Below are 19718 nucleotides of genomic sequence, written 5' to 3' on the forward strand. Positions count from 1 at the left end.
ACCAGGGCGCGCGCGGACCGGAGCGACCAGGGCGCGCGCGGACCGGAGCGACCAGGGCGCGCGCGGACCGGAGCGACCAGGGCGCGCGCGGACCGGAGCGACCAGGGCGCGCGCGGACCGGAGCGACCGGAGAGTACGGCGCGGGCGCGAACGTTTATTCCCGCACGTAGTAGCGGAGGGTGCCGTAGGCGGTGAGGGCGGCGAAGGCGATGCCGACCGGGACGATGGTCATGGCCACGATGAGGATGTCGTCGCCGGTGATGCGCGGGAACACCTTGGAGGAGAACAGATCGCCGAGGGCGCGGTCGATGACCAGCGGCCGGGCGATGAGCAGACCGCCCACCGCGAGCACCGAACCGGCCACCGCGGCCGCCACCGCCTCCAGCAGGAAGGGCAGCTGCGTGTACCAGCGCGTGGCGCCGACCAGGCGCATGATGCCGACCTCCGTGCGCCGCGTGAACGCCGCGATCTGCACCATGTTCGCGATCAGCAGCAGCGCGGCCAGCGCCTGGAGCACCGCCAGGCCGAACGCCGCGTTGCGCAGGCCGTCGAACAGGCTCACCAGCCGGTCCACGATGTCCTTGTCGTTGCGCACGAATCCGACGCCCTCGCGGGTCTGGAAGTCCTGGAAGATCCGCGGGTACTCCCCCGCGTCGGCCATCTTCACCCGCAGCGAGGCCGGCAGCGGCGACTGGCTGACATAGGCCGCCAGCTCGGGCTGATCCTTGAAGGTCTTCTCCTTGGCCTCGTGGATCGCGTCGTCGCGGCTGAGGTACTGCACCGACACCACGCCGGAGGTGTTCTTCAGATCCGCCATCAGCGTCCGGCACGGATCCTTCGAACAGTCCGGATCGTTCGCCGACACGTCGTCGGTCATGTACAGCCGGACCTCGAGCCGATCCAGGAAGTACTGCTCGGTCTTGTCGGCCATCCGCACCGCCAGCAGGCCGCCGCCCAGCATGGTCAGCGATACCGCGGTGGTGAGGATCATCGCGATGGTCATGGTGACATTGCGGCGCAGGCCGTTGAAGACCTCGCCGAACAGGAAGCTCGCGCGCATTACCGGCCCACCCCGTACACACCGGTCGCCTCGTCGCGGACCAGGCGGCCGCGATCGAGTTCGACCACGCGCCGGCGCATCGCGTCGACGATGTGGTTGTCGTGTGTCGCCATGAGCACCGTCGTGCCCGTGCGGTTGATGCGTTCCAGCAGCGTCATGATGTCCTGACTGGTCTCCGGGTCGAGGTTGCCGGTGGGCTCGTCGGCCAGCAGCACCAGCGGCCGGTTCACGAACGCCCGCGCGATCGCGACCCGCTGCTGCTCGCCGCCGGACATCTCGCTCGGCAGCCGGTCGGCCTTACCGGACAGGCCCACCAGATCCAGCGCCTCCGGGACCGCACGCTGGATGAACTTGCGGTTCTTACCGATCACCTCCAGCGCGAACGCGACATTCTGCTCGACGGTCTTCTGCTGCAGCAGCCGGAAGTCCTGGAATACACAGCCGAGGCGCTGGCGCAGCTTGGGCACCCGCCGCCCGGGGAGCCGATCGACCCGGAAGTCGGCGACGTGCACCTCGCCGGACGTCGGCTTCACATCCTTGAGCAGCAGCTGCATGAACGTCGACTTGCCCGAACCGGAGGGCCCGATGATGAAGACGAACTCGCCCTTGCCGATCTCGACCGAGACATTGTCCAATGCCGGGCGCGTCGAGGTCGGAAACGACTTGGTCACGTTCCGCAGGGTGATCACGAGCGCCCAGTGTAGCCAGCGAAGAACAGGCATTCCCCGGCGCACGCCGAGGTAATGCCTCGTGTCACATTCACGTCACTCGGACGAGTGGCTCGACACCACCGATTTCGGAATCGTATCGGCGATCGGCGCGAAGCCGGCGTGGTCCGGAGTTGTCGGTTTGACGAACACATACAGGACGAACGCCGCGACCCAGACACTGATCAGGACCGCCGTGGATTTACGCAGTCTCACCCATACCCTCCCGACGCATGGCCGCGACCACCCGTACCCGGAGTTCGCGCCCGACTTCGAATTGCTTACCCGGCAAGGTCCGGGCAACCATCCTGATGTTCATCTGATCCACTGTCAGATCCTCGAGGCCCATCACCGTCGGCTCGTCCAGCAGCAGCGATTTGAGCCTGCGGTCCTGGAACGCCTTGGCGCCCACCTCGTGCAGGATCTCGTTGACCCGGGTGATGTCGGCGGTGGCCGGCACCGGCACATCGATCGCCGCGCGCGCCCAATCCTTCGACAGGTTGGTCACTTTCACGATCTGCCCGTTGGGCACCGTGATCACCTCGCCGTCGACGTTGCGCAGCGTGGTGATGCGCAGCGTGACGTCCTCGACCGTGCCCTCCGCGGGCACCGTCTGCCCCGTCACCGCGATGCTCACCACGTCACCGAATCCGTACTGCCGCTCGGTGATCAGGAAGAATCCGGCCAGGAGGTCCTGCACGATGCGCTGCGCGCCGAAACCCACCGCGGCGCCGATCACGGCCGCCGGGGCGACCAGGCCGCCGAGCGGAAATCCCAAGCGCTGCACCACTTGCAGGGCCACCAGGAAGTAGACCAGCGACAGCACCACCCAGGTGACGACCTGCGCCAGCGCGTGCCGGTGCTTGGCCGCCTCCGAGCGCACGAGCGAATCGCTGCTCTGGAATCCGGCGTCGATGCGCCGCGTGATCCGATCCCGGACGAACGTCGCGAACCGCCCGAAAAGAACCGCGCCGATGATGTACAGCACGATCTCGAGACCGCTGCCGCGAAGGAATGTGGTGACGTCGCCGCCGGCCGCTAGATTCGCGTTCATCGACACGCCCTTCCCGGTGCCGAGCGGATACCACCACGAATCGTCCTGCCACCGAAAGACACGCCAGACAGGCTACTACGTCGCTCGCACTGCCCGAAACGTCGTGATTGCGCCGTGATAGCGAGAAGCCGAATTCCCGCGGTATTACTGCTCGGCACCTTGACGCATCCGCCAGCGGATACCTTCCTCGATGAACCCGTCGATATCGCCGTCGAGCACCGCGGTCGGGTTGTTCACTTCGTAGTTGGTGCGCAGGTCCTTGACCATCTGGTACGGGTGCAGCACGTACGAGCGCATCTGGTTGCCCCACGACGCGCCCTCGGTGGTCTTGAGCGCGTCCATCTGCGCGCGCTCCTCCTGCCGCTTGCGCTCCAGCAGCTTCGCTTGCAGCACCCGCATGGCCGAGATCTTGTTCTGCAGCTGCGATTTCTCGTTCTGGCAGGTCACGACGATGCCGGTGGGGATGTGGGTGATGCGCACCGCGGAGTCGGTGGTGTTGACGCTCTGGCCGCCGGGACCCGAGGAGCGGTAGACGTCGACGCGGATATCGCCCTCGGGCACGTCGATGTGGTCGGTGGTCTCGACCACCGGCAGCACCTCGACCTCGGCGAAGGAGGTCTGGCGGCGGCCCTGGTTGTCGAACGGGCTGATGCGCACCAGCCGGTGCGTGCCCATCTCCACCGACAGGGTGCCGTAGGCATAGGGCACCTTGACCGCGAAGGTGGCGCTCTTGATGCCCGCCTCCTCGGCGTAGGAGGTGTCGTAGAGCTCGACGGAGTACTTGTGCCGCTCGGCCCAGCGCACGTACATGCGCATCAGCATCTGGGCCCAGTCGGCGGCGTCGACTCCGCCCGCACCGGAACGGATGTTGACCAGCGCCTCACGCTTGTCGTACTCGCCCGACAGCAGGGTGCGGACCTCCATCGCCTCCACATCGGCGTGCAGCGAGGCGCGTTCGGCGTCGGCGTCGGCGAGGGCGCTCGTGCGGGCCTCGCCCTCCTCGTCCTCGGCGAGTTCGTAGAGCACCGGGAGATCCTCGAGGCGCTGGCGCAGTTCGGTGACGCGGCGCAATTCGCCCTGGGAGTGCGACAGTTCGCTGGTGACCCGCTGCGCGTGCTCCTGGTCGTTCCACAGCTCCGGGTCGGCGGCCTGGTGTTCCAGCTCGTCGATCCGGCGGCGCAGCTCGTCGACATCGAGGACCGCCTCGACGGTCTTCAGCGTGGTGTCGAGTTCGGCCAGATCAGCGGACACGTCAGGATGCACGATTGTCCAATCTACCGGTCGCGGTCCGAGCCGCGAAATACGCCGAGGTCAGCGCGGACGCGCTCGCGGGATCAGCCCGAGACGGCCCGCAGGGCGCCCGGACGGCGGCCGATCAGCGTGTCGAGAGCGGCGGCGGTCGTGGCGTCGGCGGGGAGGCTGATCAGGATGTGCTGGTCGTCGTCGGCGGACAGGTCCAGCCGCTCGTAGGCGAACCGCAGCGATCCGGCGTCCGGGTGGATCAGGCGCGCGATGCCGTTGGCGTCGGCGAAACCCGGGATGCGCGCCAGGCGGTCGGTGAACTCCGCGCCGACGGTGACGGTGAGTTCGTCGATCAGCGCGGCGACCTGCGGATCCGATTGGAACGGGCCCTCTTTCAGCGTCGCGACCGATTTGTCGGCCCAGTGCTCCCAGTCCGGATAGGCCGCGCGGGACCGTTCGTCGGTGAAGACGAACCGCGGGATGCTGGCCGGGAGGCCGCCGTCGAGCAGCCCGAGCGGGCCCATCACCCGGTGATAGCCCTCGGTGCAGGCCAGGACCTCGCCGAGCCGGTTGATCACGGCCGCGGGAGCGGGCTCGAGCTGGTCGAGCACCGCCCGTACCGCCGGGCGCACCTCGCGATTCGGGGTGGCGCCGCCCAGGCAGTGGAAACCCGGATCCGCGCCTTTGACCAGGCGGTACATGTGCACTCGCTGGCTCGGCGTCATACGCAGGGCGTCGGCGAGCGACGACAGCACCGCCGAGGACGGGTGGCGGTCGCGGCCCTGTTCCAGGCGGATCAGGTATTCGACGCTGACGCCGGCCAGGGTCGCCAGTTCCGCGCGGCGCAGGCCGGGGGTGCGCCGGCGCGGCCCGGCGGGAAGTCCGACGTCGGCGGGGGTGACGTCCTCGCGACGAGTGCGCAGGAACAGGCCCAGTTCGTTGTCACTCACGGCGTCACCTCGCTGGCGCTCGGTGCCACCGTGCGCGAAGCACGCTGTGCTGATGGTTCGCTCGCAAGCTCACTCACGGCCGCACTCCTTCACGCTCCCTCATTGCCCGACGCTATCAGTGCGCGCGGCGCGGAGGGTGCCCCTGCCACTACCACCCTCACAGCGGGCTCCCTGACCGGTGCGGACATCAGCAGAGTCGTAGCGAGCGATACGACAACCGCACCCGAAGGAGTTTCGAATGTCCAGCACTACCCTGCGTCTCGCCGTGGTCATCGCCAGCGTCCGCGACGGGCGCTTCGGCCCGGTGGTGGCGAACTGGTTCGCCGAGCGGGCCGGCGAGCACGCCGGATTCGAGATCGACGTGATCGATCTCGCCGAGGTGGACCTGCCACACGCGCTGCCGGCCACCTCGCCGATGATCGAGCCGAATCCGGTCCGCCCCGACGGCATGGCCGCCCTCACCCGAAGCCTGGAACGAGCCGACGCGATCGTCATCGTGACGCCCGACATCAACCGCAGCTACCCGGCGTCGATCAAGACCGCCATCGACTGGCATTTCACGCAGTGGGACCGCAAGGCGATCGGTTTCGTCGGCTACAGCGGACTCACCGGCGGCCTGCTCGCGATCGAACACCTGCGCTCGGTGTTCAACGAACTCAACGCCCACACCGTCCGCAACTACGTCTCCTTCCCCCGCTACTACCTCCTGTTCGACAACGACGGCACCCTCCTAGAGCCCGAGGGCCCCGAGGCCGCCGCCACCGCCATGCTCGACCAATTGCACTGGTGGGCAAGCGCACTGGCCGCCGCACGAGTCGCCGCCTGAAGACTGTTTACGCCGTTTACCAACGAACGGGGACGCGCCGCAACTACATTCCCCACTCAGTGGATGTGATGTCGCACCGCCCGATCCGCAGGTGGTGGGATGGCGTTCGACATCGAGGAGGCCGGATGAGCACCATCGCAGTGACCGGGAGCGCGTCGGGTATCGGCGCGGCCGTGCGCGAGCACTTCGAGAAGGCCGGGCACCGGGTGATCGGCGTGGACCTGCGCGACGCCGACGTCACCGCCGACCTCGGCACCGCGGACGGCCGCGCCCACGCCGTCGCCGAGATCACCCGGCTGAGCGAGGGACGGCTCGACGGATTCCTGCCGTTCGCCGGGGTGGCCGCCGCGACCGGCCGCCCGGGCGGGCTACTGGTGTCGGTCAACTACTTCGGGGCGATCGCACTACTCGAGGGCGTGCGGCCGCTGCTGCGCGCCGCCGGATCCGCATCGGTCGTGCTGGTCTCGTCGAATTCGACCACGACACAACCGAACTGGCCGGTCGAGCTGGCCGACGCCTGCCTGGCCGGGGAGGAGGAACGCGCCCGCGGCATCGCCGAATCCTTCGGCGACCTCGCCGCGATCCAGGCCTATCCGGCCACCAAAGCCGCGCTGGCCTGGTACGCGCGGACGAAATCGGCGGAGTACATCAAGGAGGGCATCCGCCTCAACGCCATAGCGCCGGGCCTCATCGACACCCCGATGACGCAGGAGGGCACCAAGGACGCGCTGATCGGCGAGGGCATGAAGGGCTTCCTCGCCGCCACCCCCGTCGGCCGCGCGGGCCGGCCCGAGGAGATCGCGGAACTGGTGGCCTTCCTGCTGTCGGACAAGGCGGGCTTCTTCGTCGGCTCGGTCGTCTACTGCGACGGCGGCATCGACGCGGCCTTCCGCGGCAAGGACTGGCCCGCGGTCTGGCAGATCGGGCAGTAGCGTTCCCGTCGCAGGCACCGGCTACCGTGTGCGGCGTGAGTGACCACACCGCGGATCTCGAGCTTGCCCTGCGCCTGGCCGATGCGGCCGACGCGATCACCCGTGCCCGGTTCGGGGCGTTGGACCTCACCGTGGACAGCAAGCCGGATCTGACACCGGTATCGGATGCGGATCTGGCGGTGGAGCGGGCCCTGCGGGACGAACTCGGCCGCGAACGGCCCGCCGACGCCGTCCTCGGCGAGGAATTCGGCGGCGACGCCGAGATCAGCGGGCGGCAGTGGGTGATCGACCCCATCGACGGGACCAAGAACTTCGTGCGCGGGGTGCCGGTGTGGGCGTCGCTGATCGCACTGCTCGAGGACGGCGTACCGGTGGTGGGCGTGGTGAGCGCGCCCGCGCTGGCCCGGCGCTGGTGGGCCGCAACGGGTTCCGGCGCGTGGACCCGGTTCGAGACCGAACCGGCGCGGGCGATCTCGGTCTCGGCGGTGCGCGAGCTGGGCTCGGCCAGCCTGGCCATCTCCAGTCTCTCCGGCTGGCGCGACCTCGGCCTGCGCGATCAGCTGATCGGCCTCACCGACGAGGTGTGGCGCACCCGCGGCTACGGCGACTTCTACGGATACTGCCTGGTCGCCGAGGGCGCGGTCGATATCGCCACCGAACCCGAGGTCAACCTGTGGGACCTGGCCCCCCTGGACGTCCTGATCCGCGAGGCGGGCGGCACCTTCACCGCCCTCGACGGCGGCCCCGGCCCGCACCGCGGCAGTGCGGTCGCCACCAACGGCCCGCTGCACGAGCAGGTGCTGACGCGGCTGCGTCCCTGACCGGGCGCGGCTCCCGCGCTCAGCGGTCGCGGTCGGCGACGAAGACGGCGAGATCCCGGTCTTCCCAGGCGATCTCGACGGCGAATCCGGCCTCGGACAGCCAGCGGATCTGATCGGCGGCGGTGCTGGGGGTGTCGTAGGCGTCGTCGATCGGGGTCACGGCATCGGCGGGATCCTCGGGAATCACCAAGTCGCCCAGGACGAACCGGCCACCCGGCACGAGTTGCCATGCCACCCTGGTGAAGAGGTCGGCTTTCTCCGGACCATCCAGGTGATGCACCGCCAGCGCCGAGACGACCAGGTCGAACGGCCCGGCGGGGAGCGGATCCTGCAACCGGCCCACGCGCAGTTCGGTATCCACGGGCAGGGCCGCGCGGGCGTGGTCGAGCATCGCCGCGCTCTCGTCCACTCCCACGAGCGTGGCCCCGGGATGCGCCTGGAGTACCCCGCGCGCGGTCACCCCGGTCCCGGTTCCCAGATCGAGCACCCGTCCGGTCCGGGCAACACCGATCGTCGCGTCGCGGACGGCGTCCTGCAGGCGCGCGTAGGCGGGGACCTCCGCGGCCATGAGTTCGGCGTAGGTGTCGGGGTCGAAATGGAACTGCGCCATTCACCGACAGTATCCGGGAGACGACCGCCGATCCCGCTCATCCGCTCGACAATGAGTGTGGCGGAGATCGCCGTATGTATGCTGCCGCTCGACTCCGTTCTTACTCTGGAGTAAGATAGACTTACTCGAAAGTAAGATGCTGGGACTTCGATCACCCACCCCCACCCCGAGAAGACTGGTGATTATGAGCACTCGAGACACCGCAACGAAGCGACGTCCGGATTCCGCCGTCGGGCTGAATCCGCAGAAGCGCGACTGGATGGGCGCGGCCATGCGGGTCATGACGACCCTCACCGGGTCCGAGCTCGCCGAGAAGTACAAGCTGCGCGAACCGATCAACCGCCTCACCTACGAGAGCACCAAGTCGGGCTTCCGCACGCTCGGCAAGGCGACCCGCGCCTTCTCCAAGGTCACGGGCGGCGGCCAGCCGAAGCGCCTGCCCGCCAACGAGTCCCGCACCAAGGACTACTTCGACCTCACCCCGAGCGACGAGCAGAAGATGATCGTCGAGACGGTGCGCGAGTTCTCCGAGGAGATCCTGCGCCCGGCCGCCTACGAGGCCGACGGCGCCGCCAAGGCCCCGCGCGATCTGCTCGAGCGCGCCGCCGAGCTGGGCATCACCCTCATCAACGTCCCCGAGGAGCTGGAGGGCGCGGCCGCCGAGCGTGGCGCGGTCACCAATTCGATGGTCGCCGAGGCGCTCGCGCACGGCGATATGGGTCTGGCTCTGCCGATCCTGGCGCCCTCGGGTGTCGCGGTCGCGCTGTCGCAGTGGGGTACCGACGCGCAGCAGAAGACCTACCTGGGCGCGTTCACGGGTGAGAACGTGCCGCAGGCGTCGGTCGTGATCAGCGAGCCGCGCGCGCTGTTCGATCCGTTCGCGCTGCAGACCAAGGCCACGCGCTCCCCCAGCGGCTACCGCCTCAACGGGGTCAAGAGCCTGGTCCCGGCCGCCGCCGATGCCGAACTGTTCATCGTCGCCGCCGAACTCGACGGCCGGCCCGCGCTGTTCATCGTCGAATCCGACACCCCGGGCGTCGTGATCGAGGCCGACCCGAGCATGGGCCTGCGCGCCGCCGGTCTGGGCCGGCTGCTGCTGGACAATGTCGCGGTCCCCACCGAGGCGGTCCTGGGCGACGGCGACGCCGCCCAGCGCGCCGAGGAGTACGCCGACGCGGTGCGGCTGGCCCGCCTGGGCTGGGCCTCGCTGGCGGTCGGCACCGGCCAGGCCGTGCTCGACTACGTGATCCCGTACGTGAAGGAGCGCGAGGCGTTCGGCGAGCCGATCGCCAACCGCCAGGCGGTGGCGTTCATGGTCGCGAATATCGCGATCGAGCTCGACGGTATGCGGCTCGTGACTCTGCGGGGTGCGTCACGCGCGGAGCAGGGCCTGTCCTTCGCCCGTGAGGCGGCGCTGGCCCGGAAGCTGGCCACCGACAAGGGCATGCAGATCGGCCTGGACGGCGTGCAGCTGCTCGGCGGCCACGGCTACACCAAGGAGCACCCGGTCGAGCGCTGGTACCGCGATCTGCGGGCCATCGGCGTCGCCGAGGGCGTAGTGCTGGTCTGACCCACGACTTTCGACGGAGCCACTGACATGATCAATCTCGAACTTCCCAAGAAGCTGCGGGCCAGCGCCAATCAGGCCCATCAGGTCGCCCAGGAGATCTTCCGCCCGATCTCGCGCAAGTACGACCTCGCCGAGCACGAGTACCCGGTCGAGCTGGACACCATGGCCGCCATGGTGGAGGGCCTCGCCGACTCCGGCACCCAGGACATCTCCGGCGCCACCGGCGGCCGCAAGTCCGAGACCGGGGAGAAGGACAAGGACTCGCACGCCACCGAGCTGCTCGGTAACACCAACGGCGGCAACATGTCCGCGCTGATGAACGCCCTGGAGACCTCCTGGGGCGACGTCGGCCTGATGCTGTCGATCCCCTACCAGGGCCTCGGCAACGCCGCCATCGCGGCGGTCGCCACCGACGAGCAGCTGGATCGTTTCGGCAAGGTGTGGGCCGCGATGGCGATCACCGAGCCGGCGTTCGGTTCCGACTCGGCGGCCGTATCCACCACCGCGGTGCTCGACGGTGACGAGTGGGTGCTCAACGGCACCAAGATCTTCGTGACCGCGGGTTCGCGCGCCACCCACATCGTGGTGTGGGCGTCGGTCGACCGGTCCAAGGGCCGCGCCGCCATCAAGTCGTTCGTGGTGCCGCGGGATGCCCCGGGCCTCACCGTCGCCCGGCTCGAGCACAAGCTGGGCATCAAGGCCTCCGACACCGCCGAGCTGCGGCTCGAGGACTGCCGGATCCCGAAGGACAACATCCTCGGCAGCCCGGAGGTCAACGTGGAGAAGGGTTTTGCCGGGGTCATGCAGACCTTCGACAACACCCGCCCGCTGGTCGCCGCGATGGCCGTCGGCGTCGGCCGCGCCGCCCTCGAGGAACTGCGCAAGATCCTCACCGAGGCCGGCGTCGAGATCGACTACGACCGCCCCGCCAACAGCCAGCCCGCCGCCGCCGCGGAATTCCTTCGCCTGGAGGCGGATTGGGAGGCGGCCTACCTCCTGTCGCTGCGCGCCGGCTGGATGGCCGACAACAAGAAGCCCAACTCCCTCGAGGCCTCCATGTCCAAGGCCAAGGCCGGCCGCATGGGCACCGACGTCACCCTCAAGGCCGTAGAACTGGCCGGCGACATCGGCTACTCTCAGCGCACCCTCCTGGAAAAGTGGGCCCGCGACGCCAAAATCCTCGACATCTTCGAGGGCACCCAACAAATCCAGCAACTCATCGTCGCCCGCCGGGTGCTGGAACTCACCAGCTCCGAACTGAAGTGACGAGGTAGTACGCAGCACACCGGAAACCGGTGCGAGCCTCGGGGGCTCGCACCGGTTTTCTCGTCTCCGGGCCGCGCCGGGCTTGACCTTGTCACTGTGACAAGCCGTTCACTGGGTGGTGGAGGTGGTCATCATGGACTCGGTACACACGACACAGGAGAGGCGGCTGCTCGGGGCGTTGGCGGCCGAGAGTTCGTCGACGCGGTTGAAGGCGGCGTTGGCGGCTGGGACGGATCCCGACGCCGGATTTCTCGAGGCGCTGGTGGAGCGGTGTGCGGTTGAGCCGGATTTCTTCGTGCGGGACATGCTCACGTGGGCGTTGACGCGGCTGCCGGCGGAGGTCACGGTTCCGAGGCTGCGGGAGGAGTTGCGGTCGGGGCGGGCGCAGGCTCGTAGTCAGGCGTTGCACACGTTGTCGAAGATCGGGGATCGGGCGGTGTGGCCCGCGATCACGCGGGCGTTGCTGCACGATGCCGACGTCGAGGTGGCGCGGAGTGCGTGGCGCGCGGCGGTCGTCCTCGTGCCCGAGGAGGAGAAGGTTAGGCTGGCGGGCGAGCTGGCGGTGCAGTTCGGGCGCGGTGATCGAGACACGCGACTGAGCCTGAGCCGGGCGCTCGTCGCACTCGGTGACGTGGTCGAACCGGTTCTGGAAACGGCGCTGGCACATCGCGACCCGGTGGTCCGTGCGCATGCACGAGCCACGCAACGGCTGCTGCACGACCCCGACGCGGGATTCGACCTCGCCGTCGACGAGGCGAAACGGGTCAGGGCGCTCGGTCCGGATCGGGAGGAGACGACTACGTGCTGATCGGCGAGGTGGCGCGCCAGTCGGGGGTGAGTGCCCGGATGCTCCGGCACTACGACTCCCTCGGGCTGGTGCGCCCCACCGGCCGCACCGTCGGCGGCTATCGGGAGTACTCCCCCGACGACATCCGGCGGATCCTCTTCGTCGAGGGGCTGCGTTCGGTGGGACTCTCGCTCAGCCAAGTCGCGCGCGCTCTGGACGACCCCGGCTTCACCCCGTCGGCACTGGTCGGCGACCTCATCCGGAAAACCGAGGACCGGCTGAACCGAGAGCAGGAACTCCTCGACCGGCTCCGCGCGGTCGACGCCGCCGACCCCTCCCACTGGCAGGACGTCCTGCGCATAGTCCAACTCCTGCACGGACTGGGGTCACACGACGCCGCACGACGGCAACAGGCCGTCCTGGCCCCGGCCGACACGGCGGTCCCCGCCGAATTGCTGGCCGAGGCCGTCCTCGCCGAATCCGACCAGAATGTCGCCGGAGCCCTCCGCTGGGCCATCGCCCGATCCGGCACCGACGCCGTAACCGCCCTCGCAATCGGCCTGAACTCCGAAGACGCCGAAATCCGCCGCCGCGCCGTCCTGGCGCTCGCCGAACTCCCCGGCGAGGAGACGACCACCGCACTCACCACCGCCCTCGAGGACCCCGACGCGACGGTCCGCAGAACCGCCGCCCTCACCCTCGGCGCCCGCGGCGAACCCCGAGCCATCCCTGCCCTCGTCGCCACCATCGTCCAGGGCCCGAACGACGTCGAGGCCGCCGAACTCCTGGGAGCGCTGGCCCAGGACGCGCAATGGGCAGACCGGATCGTGAGCGCGTTGTCCGCCGAATTCGACACTCACACAGCAGATTCCGCTATACGCATCCGGCTGACCCAGGCCCTGGCCGAACTGCCCCGGCCCCTCGCGGTACCCATCCTGCGACAACTGGCGACCGACGACGACCGGTCCGTGGCCCGCGTAGCCTCGGCTCTCGCGGACGTGCTCCAACCGGACGGATAGTCGCCTTCGTCGCGATCGAAGAGTCGGTGACAGTTCCGGCAGCCCCGCATCCGCTCAGCGCCTCACCCACGCCTGCGCACGGTCCGGCAGGTTCCACCACGAAACATAGTGCGGGTCTTCGGATTCGAGATGCCAGGACGCCGCCAAGGCGTCGAAGAACGCGTCGTCGCCGGTCTTGCCGCCCTGCGGTTCTCCGATGTAGACGAGACGGTTGCCGCCTCCGGCCTCGAAGGTCGCGAGCGCCTCGGACGCCATCGGGTTGCCCCAGCCGGGCGGCCAGATCAGGAGTAGCACGTCCGACTCTGCGGCCTCTCGCGCGGAGTATTCGCCGACGCCGCGGACGCTGTGCCATACGGCCTGTTGACCTGCGACACAGGGGAACGAGGCATTCTCGGTGCTGTCCGGAGGTTCGGAGTCGTACGCCTCGACGCGCACGCCGGCGTCGGCCAGTTGTGCTGCCCAATATCCGCGGCCGGCACCCAGTTCGACCACTCGGCGGCCGTAGGAGAACGCGGCCAGCCATGCGATCGTCTCCGGAGCCGGGATCGCGTACGCGTAGGCCGCTTGCAGGACGGTTTGGGCGAAGCCGAGGCGGGCGCTGCCCCTCGGCCGTCCGCCGTCGACCGTGCGCCGGCCATCGCGCTCGGAGACCGATGGGGCGACGATGTCCCAGTAGGGGTTCGCGCTGATCGAGCGGTCACCGGTCATGTAGTGCACGACGCGTAGATCGAATGCCGCGTCCGCCCGTTCGTCCGACGTACCCGGCAGCATGGGCGCGGCGTCCAAGTACTCGGCGACCTTCGGATATTCGGTCCGGAGGCGCTGGTCGTCGCCCAGGAGCCCGGCCAGTTCCGCACGGCGTTCCGCTGTCAGCACAAGCTCGGCCATGGGTCGATTCTGAGCTGACGCAGCCTGATTCGCGAACGATTCTTGTGAACTCACTGCTCCGGGTCCGCGCCGTGACCGCCTGCGGCGCGTTCGTAGGCGTGGAGGGTGTCAATGAAGAGGCGGCGTTGGGCGGGGGTGAGGGGGGACAGGGCGGTGTGCCAGGCTTCGGCGCCTCGGGCCAGCCAGCGGCGGATGGACGGGAGGGTGTCGGGGGTGATCGTGATGATCTTGCGGCGGCGGTCGGCGGGGTCGGCGTGGCGGTCGAGGATGCCCTGGCGGTTCAGGTCGCCGACCATGAGGCTGACCGTGGTGGGGGCCACCTCCAGGCGGGCGGCCAGGTCGTTCACCGTCAGGGGTCCGTCGAAGAGCAGGTAGGACAGCAGGGACAGGTGGCGCGGGGCCAGGGCGAGGGACCGCAGTTCCTCCGGGGGCTGCGTCTTCTTGGCCCGGCCGACCAGCCGGGGCATGAGCAGCAGCATCGCGCGGACCGCCGCGTCGGCGTCCGGACCGGCCGGGTCCGGGGCCGGCTCCGAAGCCGACATCGCTCCACCTCCAATTGACTTTGTCATCAAAGGTATTTACCTTTGATGACAAAGGTACTTTCCTCGTTCTTCGCTCGTTCAGGAGCCATCATGTCGCATGCGACGGCCATCGCCGCTGAGGTCACCCACTGGATCCGGGCCAACGCCCATCCCCTGGCCACGGTCGAGGCCGAGGGATCGGTCGAGGATCTGCGGCCGGTGACTCGCGCGGCCGACGACGCGGTGGTCATCGGGGTCGGCACGACCACCCGCGCCGGTCACGAACTCGCCGCGACCACACATCGCCTGCTGCGAATGCTGGTGGAGTTCAACGGCTTCCGTGCGCTCGCGCTGCTCGACGACGAATCGGTGGTCGCGGCCATGGACGAGTACGCGCGGACGGGCGACGGTGACCCACAGGCGATTCTGCGAGAGGCGTGGGTTCCGTGGCGCAATACCGAGACGCTCGCCGTTCTGCACTGGGCCCGCGACTTCAATCGCACCCATCCGCACGATCCCCTGCGGCTTTTCGGCCTGACCCCCGAGGCCGCCAAACCGGCGCACTACGAGCAGGTGTCGCGTTTCGTGGAAACCGTTGCGCCCCAACGCCTCGTCGAATTGCGATCACACTACGACCCGATCGTGACGGCCCACCGGCTCGGCGAGCACATCCAGCGCGCGAACGGCGCCCACCCCGGACGCCCGTTCGCCGAGCACGCGAAAGACGCTCTGGCACTGGTGGAATCGCTGCCGGAAACCACCCCGGACGTCGTGACGGCCGCCCGCCTCATCCTGCGATACCACGAGACCAGCACCGCATCGGGCCACCGGGACTTCGCCGCCGAATCGGCCGACGCCGCCGACCGCATCGCGAACCGGCACGAGCGCACCGGCGAACGCGTCGTGTACTGGGAGGGCGTGTCGAATACCGCCGTCGCGGAACGACTGACCCTACACGCCATGTCGCAGGAGTTCCCCACCACGGGATCCCTGCTCCGGCAGCGATTCGGCGCGGGCTACCTCTCGGTCGCGGTCGCCTTCCACCACGGCGAGGTCCGCGCCGGCCTGTCCGTTCCCGCGCCCCCGGCCGACTTCGCCGACAGCGTGCTGGACACCTCCGAACACCCCGACTATCTGCTCGACCTGCGCACGGCGCCAGCCGGTCCGGTGCGCGAGTGGCTGCACAGCCCCACCACACTCCGGCTCGTGATCGGCACCTACCGCCCCGACCGCGACACCGACCACTACATCGCCGGCGCCGGCCTGGGCGACTGGTTCGACGTCGTGCTCCGCATCCGCGCCGTCACCCCCACGCATCCACTCACCTAGGGAGAGTTTCGACGCTGCGCGCGTCTTCCGACCCGCCCGCTACCGATCCCCGTAACCTCGACGCATGCGTGTAGCGTCTGAAATTCTCGTCGGACTCGTGGCGGCACTGCACGTGTACATCCTGGTCATGGAGATGTTCCTGTGGACCACCCCGAGAGTGCGTGCGACCTTCGGCACCACCGCCGAATTCGCCCAGGAAACCAAGACGCTGGCCGGGAATCAAGGCCTCTACAACGGCTTCCTCGCCGCAGGACTCATCTGGGGCCTGATCGCCTCGGACCCGGTCGGCCACGCCGCCCAGATCTTCTTCACCACATGCGTTGTTGTCGCCGGTATCTACGGAGCGGCGACCGCCAACCGCCGAATCCTGCTCACCCAAGCACTTCCCGGAGCGATCGCACTGCTTTTCGTGCTGCTCGCCGGCTCCTGAGTCCCGCGGACGCCTCTCGGCGCAATGATGGACCGGGCGGTCCAGTATGGGTAGCCTTGGGGCATGCCGCGTCCACGCCAGTTCGATGAAGAGCGGGTCCTGGCAGCCGTGCAGGCGGCGTTCTGGGACAAGGGGTACGCGGGCACGTCGCTCGAGGATCTGCTGGCAGTCAGCGGACTGGGCAAGGGGAGTCTGTACGGGGCGTTCGGGGACAAGCGGAGCTTGTTCCTGCGGGTGCTGCGCGAGTACGACGAGGCCAACGATCGGATGTTGCGTGCGTGGCTGGAGCAGGCCGATCATGCGATCGATGTGATTCGCGGTTTCGTGACCGGACCCCTCCGTGATCCCGGCGGCGAACAGGCCCGCCGGGGGTGCTTGCTCGCCAATACCGCGATGGAGCTCTCCATGAGTACCTCCGAGGTGGCGGCGGAGGCTCGGCGCAGCTACGCCGCGACCACTTCCGTGCTGGTCGATGCGATACGGCGCGCGCAGCGCGAGGGCGACATCGCGCCCGATGTCGATCCCGACGGCGCGGCCCACGCGGTGCTGGCGGGTCAGCTCGGCCTGATCGTCCTCGGCCGGGTCGGTCAGGATCCAGCTGCGTTGTCGACCATCGCCGAGACCCTGCTCACCGGTCTGTTGCCCCGGTCTCGAGCCGTCCCGGAGTGAGTGGCGCGAGGTAGAACACCGACCAAGTTCTTGACCGAACCGTCCATATCATGTGTTATGGACGGATCAGTCAATAACAGGGAAGTGGGCAGCTGCCATGAAGATTCTGGAGGGCAAGGTCGCGGTCGTGACCGGGGGCAACGCGGGCATCGGACGGGCGATCGCGCGGGCGTACCTCGGCGAGGGCGCCCGGGTGTTCGTCGCCGGCCGTCGGCGGGCACAGCTCGATGAGGTCGAGGCCGAACTCGGTCCCGGGGTGACCGGGGTCCGCTGTGACGTGGGCAGGCTCGAGGATCTCGACGCGCTCTATGCGACCGTCGCCGAGCAGGCGGGCCGGATCGACGTCCTGGTCGCCAACGCCGGGATCGGGATCGTGGCACCGCTGGGTGAGATCACCGAGGAGCAGTTCGACGCCATGTTCACCACCAACGTCAAGGGCTCGCTGTTCACCGTGCAGAAGGCATTGCCGCTGCTCTCGCCGGGGGCGTCGATCATACTCACCGGATCCACGGCCGCCGCACGGCCCGAGCCGTACCTGCCCGTGTACGGGGCGACCAAGGCCGCGCTCCGTAACCTGGTGCGCGGGTTCGCCCACGACGCCGGGGCACGTCGATACCGGATCAACATGCTCTCCCCCGGCGGTACCCGCACGCAGGGTCTGGTCGACCTGATCACGGCCGAGGCGGTCGCCACCGCCGGGTCGTCGGTTCCGCTCGGCCGGTTGGCCGAGCCCGAAGAGATCGCCGCGGCGGCTGTCTTCCTCGCCTCGGACGCGTCCAGCTATGTCAACGGGTCCGAGCTTGCCGTGGACGGCGGCTCCGCACAGATCTGAGCCGCGCGGGCGCATTCGCCCGCTCAGCAGCGGAAGGACTGCCCCGCCTTCACTTTCGGGTCGGCGTGCTCCCGCAGACAGCCGAACGGGACGACGCCCGCGTCGCTGATCCGGGCGGCGGACTTCGCGGCGGCATCGACGCACACGAGGCCGTCGGCATCGACACGACAGGTGTAATCCTTGACGCCGACGCGGTTTCCGTACGGCAGCTCGGCGCCGTAGCCGTAGATGAACGGACCCGGGTCGCCGTGGAAGGAGCCGACGGTCAAGGTCGTGCCGGAGTAGTCGATCCAGTTCCCGACCCAATTGCCGAACGAATCACCCTCGGGACGCTTCGGCGGATTCTTCAGATCCACCAGGCAGTTCAGCCCTTGCAACCCCTCCCGGAAATCGCTGGTGCACTTGATTTTTCCGCTGGGGCTGGTGAACGAGACGTCGCCCTTCAGCGGTGTGGACTTGCCGTCCTTGGTGACGGTGCCGAATCGCGCCGGGTCGGCCGGGGCGGCGGCCTGTACCCAGGCGTCGACGGCGGCGAACGGGGCGGCGGCGGACGGTGCGGCGGCCTGGGCGCCCTGGACGGCATGGGGCTCCTTGTCGTTCGTCAGCGAACACCCCGCCGCCAGGAGGGCGAGCACCGTCAACACCGCGATACGCATGCCGCCCACTCTAAGTGCCGGCGTGCCCGCGCGTCCGCGACCCGGCGACCGCGGGCGGGCAGTAACACGCAACCGCCGGATGTTGTCGTAGCCACGTGTCATGCTGAGGATCCGAGGTTCGATACGGCCCGAAACAGCAACAGCGAGTGGGGAAGTCATGGCCGATACACCGTCCGATATCGCACTGGCCCGCCACCGGCGCGACGCCGCGGACCTCCGCGCCGAATTCCAGGCCTTACCCGCCGACGAGCCGGTGCACCTCATCAAGCCCACCTCCAACCTGTGGCGTCCCCGCCGCCGGCGCGGAATCGGCCTGGACGTCCGGCGATTCGACCGGGTCCTGACCGTCGACCCGCACGCCCGCGTCGCCGAGGTCGAGGGCATGGCCACCTACGAGACGATCGCCGACGCCACCCTCGCGCAGCAGTCGCTTCCCCCGCTGGTCCTGGACTGCAAGACCATCACGCTCGGCGGCGCGGTGGTGGGCACCGGCGCCGAATCCTCCTCGTTCCGAGCGGGTCTGCCGCACGACTGCGTCACCGAGATGGAGATCCTGACCGGCGACGGCCGCCTCGTGACCGCCACCGCCGACAACGAGCACGCCGCCCTGTTCCACGCCTTCCCGCACTCCTACGGGTGCCTCGGCTACGCCCTGCGGCTGCGGATCGATCTCCAACCGGCGCAGCAGCTGGTGCGCCTGCGGCACGTCCGCCTGGAATCGGCCGACGAATGGGTCGCGGCCCTGCTGAAGATCGTCGAGACGCGCGAATTCGACGGCAGCACGGTCGATTTCGTCGACGGCACCTACTTCGGGTCCGACGAGGTCACGCTCAGCCTCGGCACCTTCACCAACACCGCGCCCTACCTGTCCGACTACACCGGGCAGCGGGTCTACTACCACGCCGTCCGCTCGCACACCGAGGACTTCCTCAGCACGCGGGACTACCTGTGGCGCTGGGATACCGACCTGTACTGGACATCGAAGGCGTTCGGCCTGGAGAACCGCGTGGTGCGGTGGCTGTGGCCGCAGCGCTATCGCAACGCCGAGACCTTCCGGCGGCTACAGATGCGAGCGCGGCAGAGCGGGTATCTGGACCGGGCGCTCACCGCGGTGGGCCGTCCCGTGGAATGGGTGTTGCAGGATGCCGATCTGCCCGCCGAGACCGTTCCCGAATTCCTGAGGTTCTTCGACCGCGAGATCGGCATCTCCCCGGTCTGGTTGTGCCCCTTCATCATGCGCCGCCCGGCGACGCTCTACCCGATCGAGCCCGGCCGCCTGTTCGTGAGCGTCGGCTTCTGGGCTCCCGTCCGCCGACGCTCCGGCCAGTCCCCCGACCACCACAACCGCCTCATCGAACGCAAGATCACCGAACTAGGCGGCCGCAAACCGCTGTACTCGACAGCCCACTACCCCGAGGAGGAGTTCTGGGAGCTGTACGGGGGCGACACTTTCCGCACCTTGAAGGCCACGTACGACCCGTCCGGCCGCTTCCCGGATCTGTACGACAAGTGTGTCCGGGGGCGATAGCGCTCTCGCCCCCGGCGGCGA

Annotated in this window: 22 protein-coding genes; 12 read left to right on the forward strand and 10 right to left on the reverse strand. The window is 68.9% G+C overall.

The window, feature by feature from the left end:
- Nucleotides 1-154 precede the first annotated feature (154 nt).
- The 6 genes from ftsX to ON41_RS23875 form a co-directional block, all read right to left on the reverse strand.
- On the reverse strand, nucleotides 155-1060 hold the full coding sequence (gene ftsX / locus ON41_RS23855) for a permease-like cell division protein FtsX (RefSeq protein ID WP_040749986.1): 906 nt from the start codon (nucleotides 1058-1060) through the stop codon (nucleotides 155-157).
- Nucleotides 1060-1749 (reverse strand): cell division ATP-binding protein FtsE, encoded by a 690-nt coding sequence (gene ftsE, locus ON41_RS23860; protein ID WP_040749987.1) that lies wholly within the window; start codon nucleotides 1747-1749, stop codon nucleotides 1060-1062. Before ftsE ends, ftsX begins: the two co-directional genes overlap by 1 nt.
- Before the next feature lie 75 nt (nucleotides 1750-1824).
- On the reverse strand, nucleotides 1825-1983 hold the full coding sequence (locus ON41_RS41805) for an Rv3103c transmembrane domain-containing protein (RefSeq protein WP_157185605.1): 159 nt from the start codon (nucleotides 1981-1983) through the stop codon (nucleotides 1825-1827).
- Complete coding sequence (locus ON41_RS23865) at nucleotides 1970-2821, reverse strand: mechanosensitive ion channel family protein (RefSeq protein WP_040750060.1); 852 nt, start codon at nucleotides 2819-2821, stop codon at nucleotides 1970-1972. The genes ON41_RS41805 and ON41_RS23865 overlap by 14 nt, the downstream gene beginning before the upstream one ends.
- A 144-nt stretch (nucleotides 2822-2965) precedes the next feature.
- Complete coding sequence (gene prfB, locus ON41_RS23870; protein WP_040749988.1) at nucleotides 2966-4084, reverse strand: peptide chain release factor 2; 1119 nt, start codon at nucleotides 4082-4084, stop codon at nucleotides 2966-2968.
- Nucleotides 4085-4155: 71 nt separating this feature from the next.
- Nucleotides 4156-5013, reverse strand: a complete 858-nt coding sequence (locus ON41_RS23875) for a helix-turn-helix domain-containing protein (RefSeq protein WP_040749989.1) — start codon at nucleotides 5011-5013, stop codon at nucleotides 4156-4158.
- Nucleotides 5014-5251: 238 nt separating this feature from the next.
- On the opposite strand from ON41_RS23875, the gene ON41_RS23880 reads away from it, so the two are divergent.
- From ON41_RS23880 to hisN, 3 genes are all read left to right on the forward strand, one after another.
- Nucleotides 5252-5839: an NADPH-dependent FMN reductase gene (locus ON41_RS23880; RefSeq protein ID WP_040749990.1), complete on the forward strand. Its 588-nt coding sequence runs from the start codon at nucleotides 5252-5254 to the stop codon at nucleotides 5837-5839.
- Between the two features lie 125 nt (nucleotides 5840-5964).
- Entirely contained in the window at nucleotides 5965-6771 is an 807-nt protein-coding gene (locus ON41_RS23885; RefSeq protein ID WP_040749991.1) for an SDR family oxidoreductase, read from the forward strand.
- Nucleotides 6772-6806: 35 nt separating this feature from the next.
- A complete protein-coding gene (hisN, locus tag ON41_RS23890) occupies nucleotides 6807-7592 on the forward strand; it encodes a histidinol-phosphatase (protein ID WP_040749992.1) in 786 nt (261 codons plus the stop codon).
- Nucleotides 7593-7611: 19 nt separating this feature from the next.
- Here hisN and ON41_RS23895 read toward each other — a convergent pair whose 3' ends face one another.
- Complete coding sequence (locus tag ON41_RS23895; protein WP_040749993.1) at nucleotides 7612-8202, reverse strand: class I SAM-dependent methyltransferase; 591 nt, start codon at nucleotides 8200-8202, stop codon at nucleotides 7612-7614.
- A gap of 178 nt (nucleotides 8203-8380) precedes the next feature.
- On the opposite strand from ON41_RS23895, the gene ON41_RS23900 reads away from it, so the two are divergent.
- The 4 genes from ON41_RS23900 (at nucleotide 8381) to ON41_RS23915 (ending at nucleotide 12844) form a co-directional block, all read left to right on the forward strand.
- Nucleotides 8381-9772 (forward strand): acyl-CoA dehydrogenase family protein, encoded by a 1392-nt coding sequence (locus tag ON41_RS23900; RefSeq protein WP_373281361.1) that lies wholly within the window; start codon nucleotides 8381-8383, stop codon nucleotides 9770-9772.
- A gap of 27 nt (nucleotides 9773-9799) precedes the next feature.
- Nucleotides 9800-11038 (forward strand): acyl-CoA dehydrogenase family protein, encoded by a 1239-nt coding sequence (locus tag ON41_RS23905; RefSeq protein WP_040749994.1) that lies wholly within the window; start codon nucleotides 9800-9802, stop codon nucleotides 11036-11038.
- A gap of 133 nt (nucleotides 11039-11171) precedes the next feature.
- Complete coding sequence (locus ON41_RS23910; RefSeq protein WP_085995778.1) at nucleotides 11172-11846, forward strand: HEAT repeat domain-containing protein; 675 nt, start codon at nucleotides 11172-11174, stop codon at nucleotides 11844-11846.
- Complete coding sequence (locus ON41_RS23915; protein ID WP_040749996.1) at nucleotides 11840-12844, forward strand: HEAT repeat domain-containing protein; 1005 nt, start codon at nucleotides 11840-11842, stop codon at nucleotides 12842-12844. The genes ON41_RS23910 and ON41_RS23915 overlap by 7 nt, the downstream gene beginning before the upstream one ends.
- Nucleotides 12845-12898: 54 nt before the next feature.
- Here ON41_RS23915 and ON41_RS23920 read toward each other — a convergent pair whose 3' ends face one another.
- Together ON41_RS23920 and ON41_RS23925 are read right to left on the reverse strand one after the other, a co-directional pair.
- Entirely contained in the window at nucleotides 12899-13732 is an 834-nt protein-coding gene (locus ON41_RS23920) for a class I SAM-dependent methyltransferase (protein WP_040749997.1), read from the reverse strand.
- 50 nt (nucleotides 13733-13782) lie between these two features.
- The gene (locus tag ON41_RS23925) at nucleotides 13783-14274 is read right to left on the reverse strand and encodes a MarR family winged helix-turn-helix transcriptional regulator (protein WP_040749998.1); all 492 of its coding nucleotides are present in this window, start codon (nucleotides 14272-14274) and stop codon (nucleotides 13783-13785) included.
- 90 nt (nucleotides 14275-14364) lie between these two features.
- Here ON41_RS23925 and ON41_RS23930 point away from each other — a divergent pair, with 90 nt between their 5' ends.
- The 4 genes from ON41_RS23930 (at nucleotide 14365) to ON41_RS23945 (ending at nucleotide 17513) form a co-directional block, all read left to right on the forward strand.
- Nucleotides 14365-15582, forward strand: coding sequence for an erythromycin esterase family protein (locus ON41_RS23930; protein WP_040749999.1), 1218 nt, complete (start codon nucleotides 14365-14367; stop codon nucleotides 15580-15582).
- Between the two features lie 64 nt (nucleotides 15583-15646).
- Complete coding sequence (locus ON41_RS23935) at nucleotides 15647-16012, forward strand: DUF1304 domain-containing protein (protein WP_040750000.1); 366 nt, start codon at nucleotides 15647-15649, stop codon at nucleotides 16010-16012.
- 63 nt (nucleotides 16013-16075) lie between these two features.
- Nucleotides 16076-16681 carry a TetR/AcrR family transcriptional regulator gene (locus ON41_RS23940; protein ID WP_040750001.1) on the forward strand — a complete coding sequence of 202 codons (606 nt, stop codon included), beginning with the start codon at nucleotides 16076-16078 and terminating at the stop codon, nucleotides 16679-16681.
- 97 nt (nucleotides 16682-16778) lie between these two features.
- The gene (locus ON41_RS23945) at nucleotides 16779-17513 is read left to right on the forward strand and encodes an SDR family NAD(P)-dependent oxidoreductase (protein WP_040750002.1); all 735 of its coding nucleotides are present in this window, start codon (nucleotides 16779-16781) and stop codon (nucleotides 17511-17513) included.
- A 23-nt stretch (nucleotides 17514-17536) separates the two neighbouring features.
- On the opposite strand, the gene ON41_RS23950 is transcribed toward ON41_RS23945, so the two are convergent.
- Nucleotides 17537-18169 (reverse strand): hypothetical protein, encoded by a 633-nt coding sequence (locus ON41_RS23950; RefSeq protein ID WP_040750062.1) that lies wholly within the window; start codon nucleotides 18167-18169, stop codon nucleotides 17537-17539.
- 157 nt (nucleotides 18170-18326) lie between these two features.
- On the opposite strand from ON41_RS23950, the gene ON41_RS23955 reads away from it, so the two are divergent.
- The gene (locus ON41_RS23955) at nucleotides 18327-19697 is read left to right on the forward strand and encodes an FAD-binding oxidoreductase (RefSeq protein ID WP_051162331.1); all 1371 of its coding nucleotides are present in this window, start codon (nucleotides 18327-18329) and stop codon (nucleotides 19695-19697) included.
- Nucleotides 19698-19718 lie beyond the last annotated feature (21 nt).

The sequence above is a fragment of the Nocardia transvalensis NBRC 15921 genome (genome assembly GCF_000308875.1).
Classification (GTDB): Bacteria; Actinomycetota; Actinomycetes; order Mycobacteriales; family Mycobacteriaceae; genus Nocardia; species Nocardia transvalensis.

Bases quoted from the DNA above. Each gene is read 5' to 3' on its own strand.
- ftsX (WP_040749986.1), bottom strand. From the start codon at position 1,060: ATGCGCGCGAGCTTCCTGTTCGGCGAGGTCTTCAACGGCCTGCGCCGC.
- ON41_RS23865 (WP_040750060.1), bottom strand. From the start codon at position 2,821: ATGAACGCGAATCTAGCGGCCGGCGGCGACGTCACCACATTCCTTCGC.
- ON41_RS23880 (WP_040749990.1), top strand. From the start codon at position 5,252: ATGTCCAGCACTACCCTGCGTCTCGCCGTGGTCATCGCCAGCGTCCGC.
- ON41_RS23885 (WP_040749991.1), top strand. From the start codon at position 5,965: ATGAGCACCATCGCAGTGACCGGGAGCGCGTCGGGTATCGGCGCGGCC.
- ON41_RS23895 (WP_040749993.1), bottom strand. From the start codon at position 8,202: ATGGCGCAGTTCCATTTCGACCCCGACACCTACGCCGAACTCATGGCC.
- ON41_RS23905 (WP_040749994.1), top strand. From the start codon at position 9,800: ATGATCAATCTCGAACTTCCCAAGAAGCTGCGGGCCAGCGCCAATCAG.
- ON41_RS23910 (WP_085995778.1), top strand. From the start codon at position 11,172: ATGGACTCGGTACACACGACACAGGAGAGGCGGCTGCTCGGGGCGTTG.
- ON41_RS23920 (WP_040749997.1), bottom strand. From the start codon at position 13,732: ATGGCCGAGCTTGTGCTGACAGCGGAACGCCGTGCGGAACTGGCCGGG.
- ON41_RS23925 (WP_040749998.1), bottom strand. From the start codon at position 14,274: ATGTCGGCTTCGGAGCCGGCCCCGGACCCGGCCGGTCCGGACGCCGAC.
- ON41_RS23930 (WP_040749999.1), top strand. From the start codon at position 14,365: ATGTCGCATGCGACGGCCATCGCCGCTGAGGTCACCCACTGGATCCGG.
- ON41_RS23935 (WP_040750000.1), top strand. From the start codon at position 15,647: ATGCGTGTAGCGTCTGAAATTCTCGTCGGACTCGTGGCGGCACTGCAC.
- ON41_RS23940 (WP_040750001.1), top strand. From the start codon at position 16,076: ATGCCGCGTCCACGCCAGTTCGATGAAGAGCGGGTCCTGGCAGCCGTG.
- ON41_RS23945 (WP_040750002.1), top strand. From the start codon at position 16,779: ATGAAGATTCTGGAGGGCAAGGTCGCGGTCGTGACCGGGGGCAACGCG.
- ON41_RS23950 (WP_040750062.1), bottom strand. From the start codon at position 18,169: ATGCGTATCGCGGTGTTGACGGTGCTCGCCCTCCTGGCGGCGGGGTGT.
- ON41_RS23955 (WP_051162331.1), top strand. From the start codon at position 18,327: ATGGCCGATACACCGTCCGATATCGCACTGGCCCGCCACCGGCGCGAC.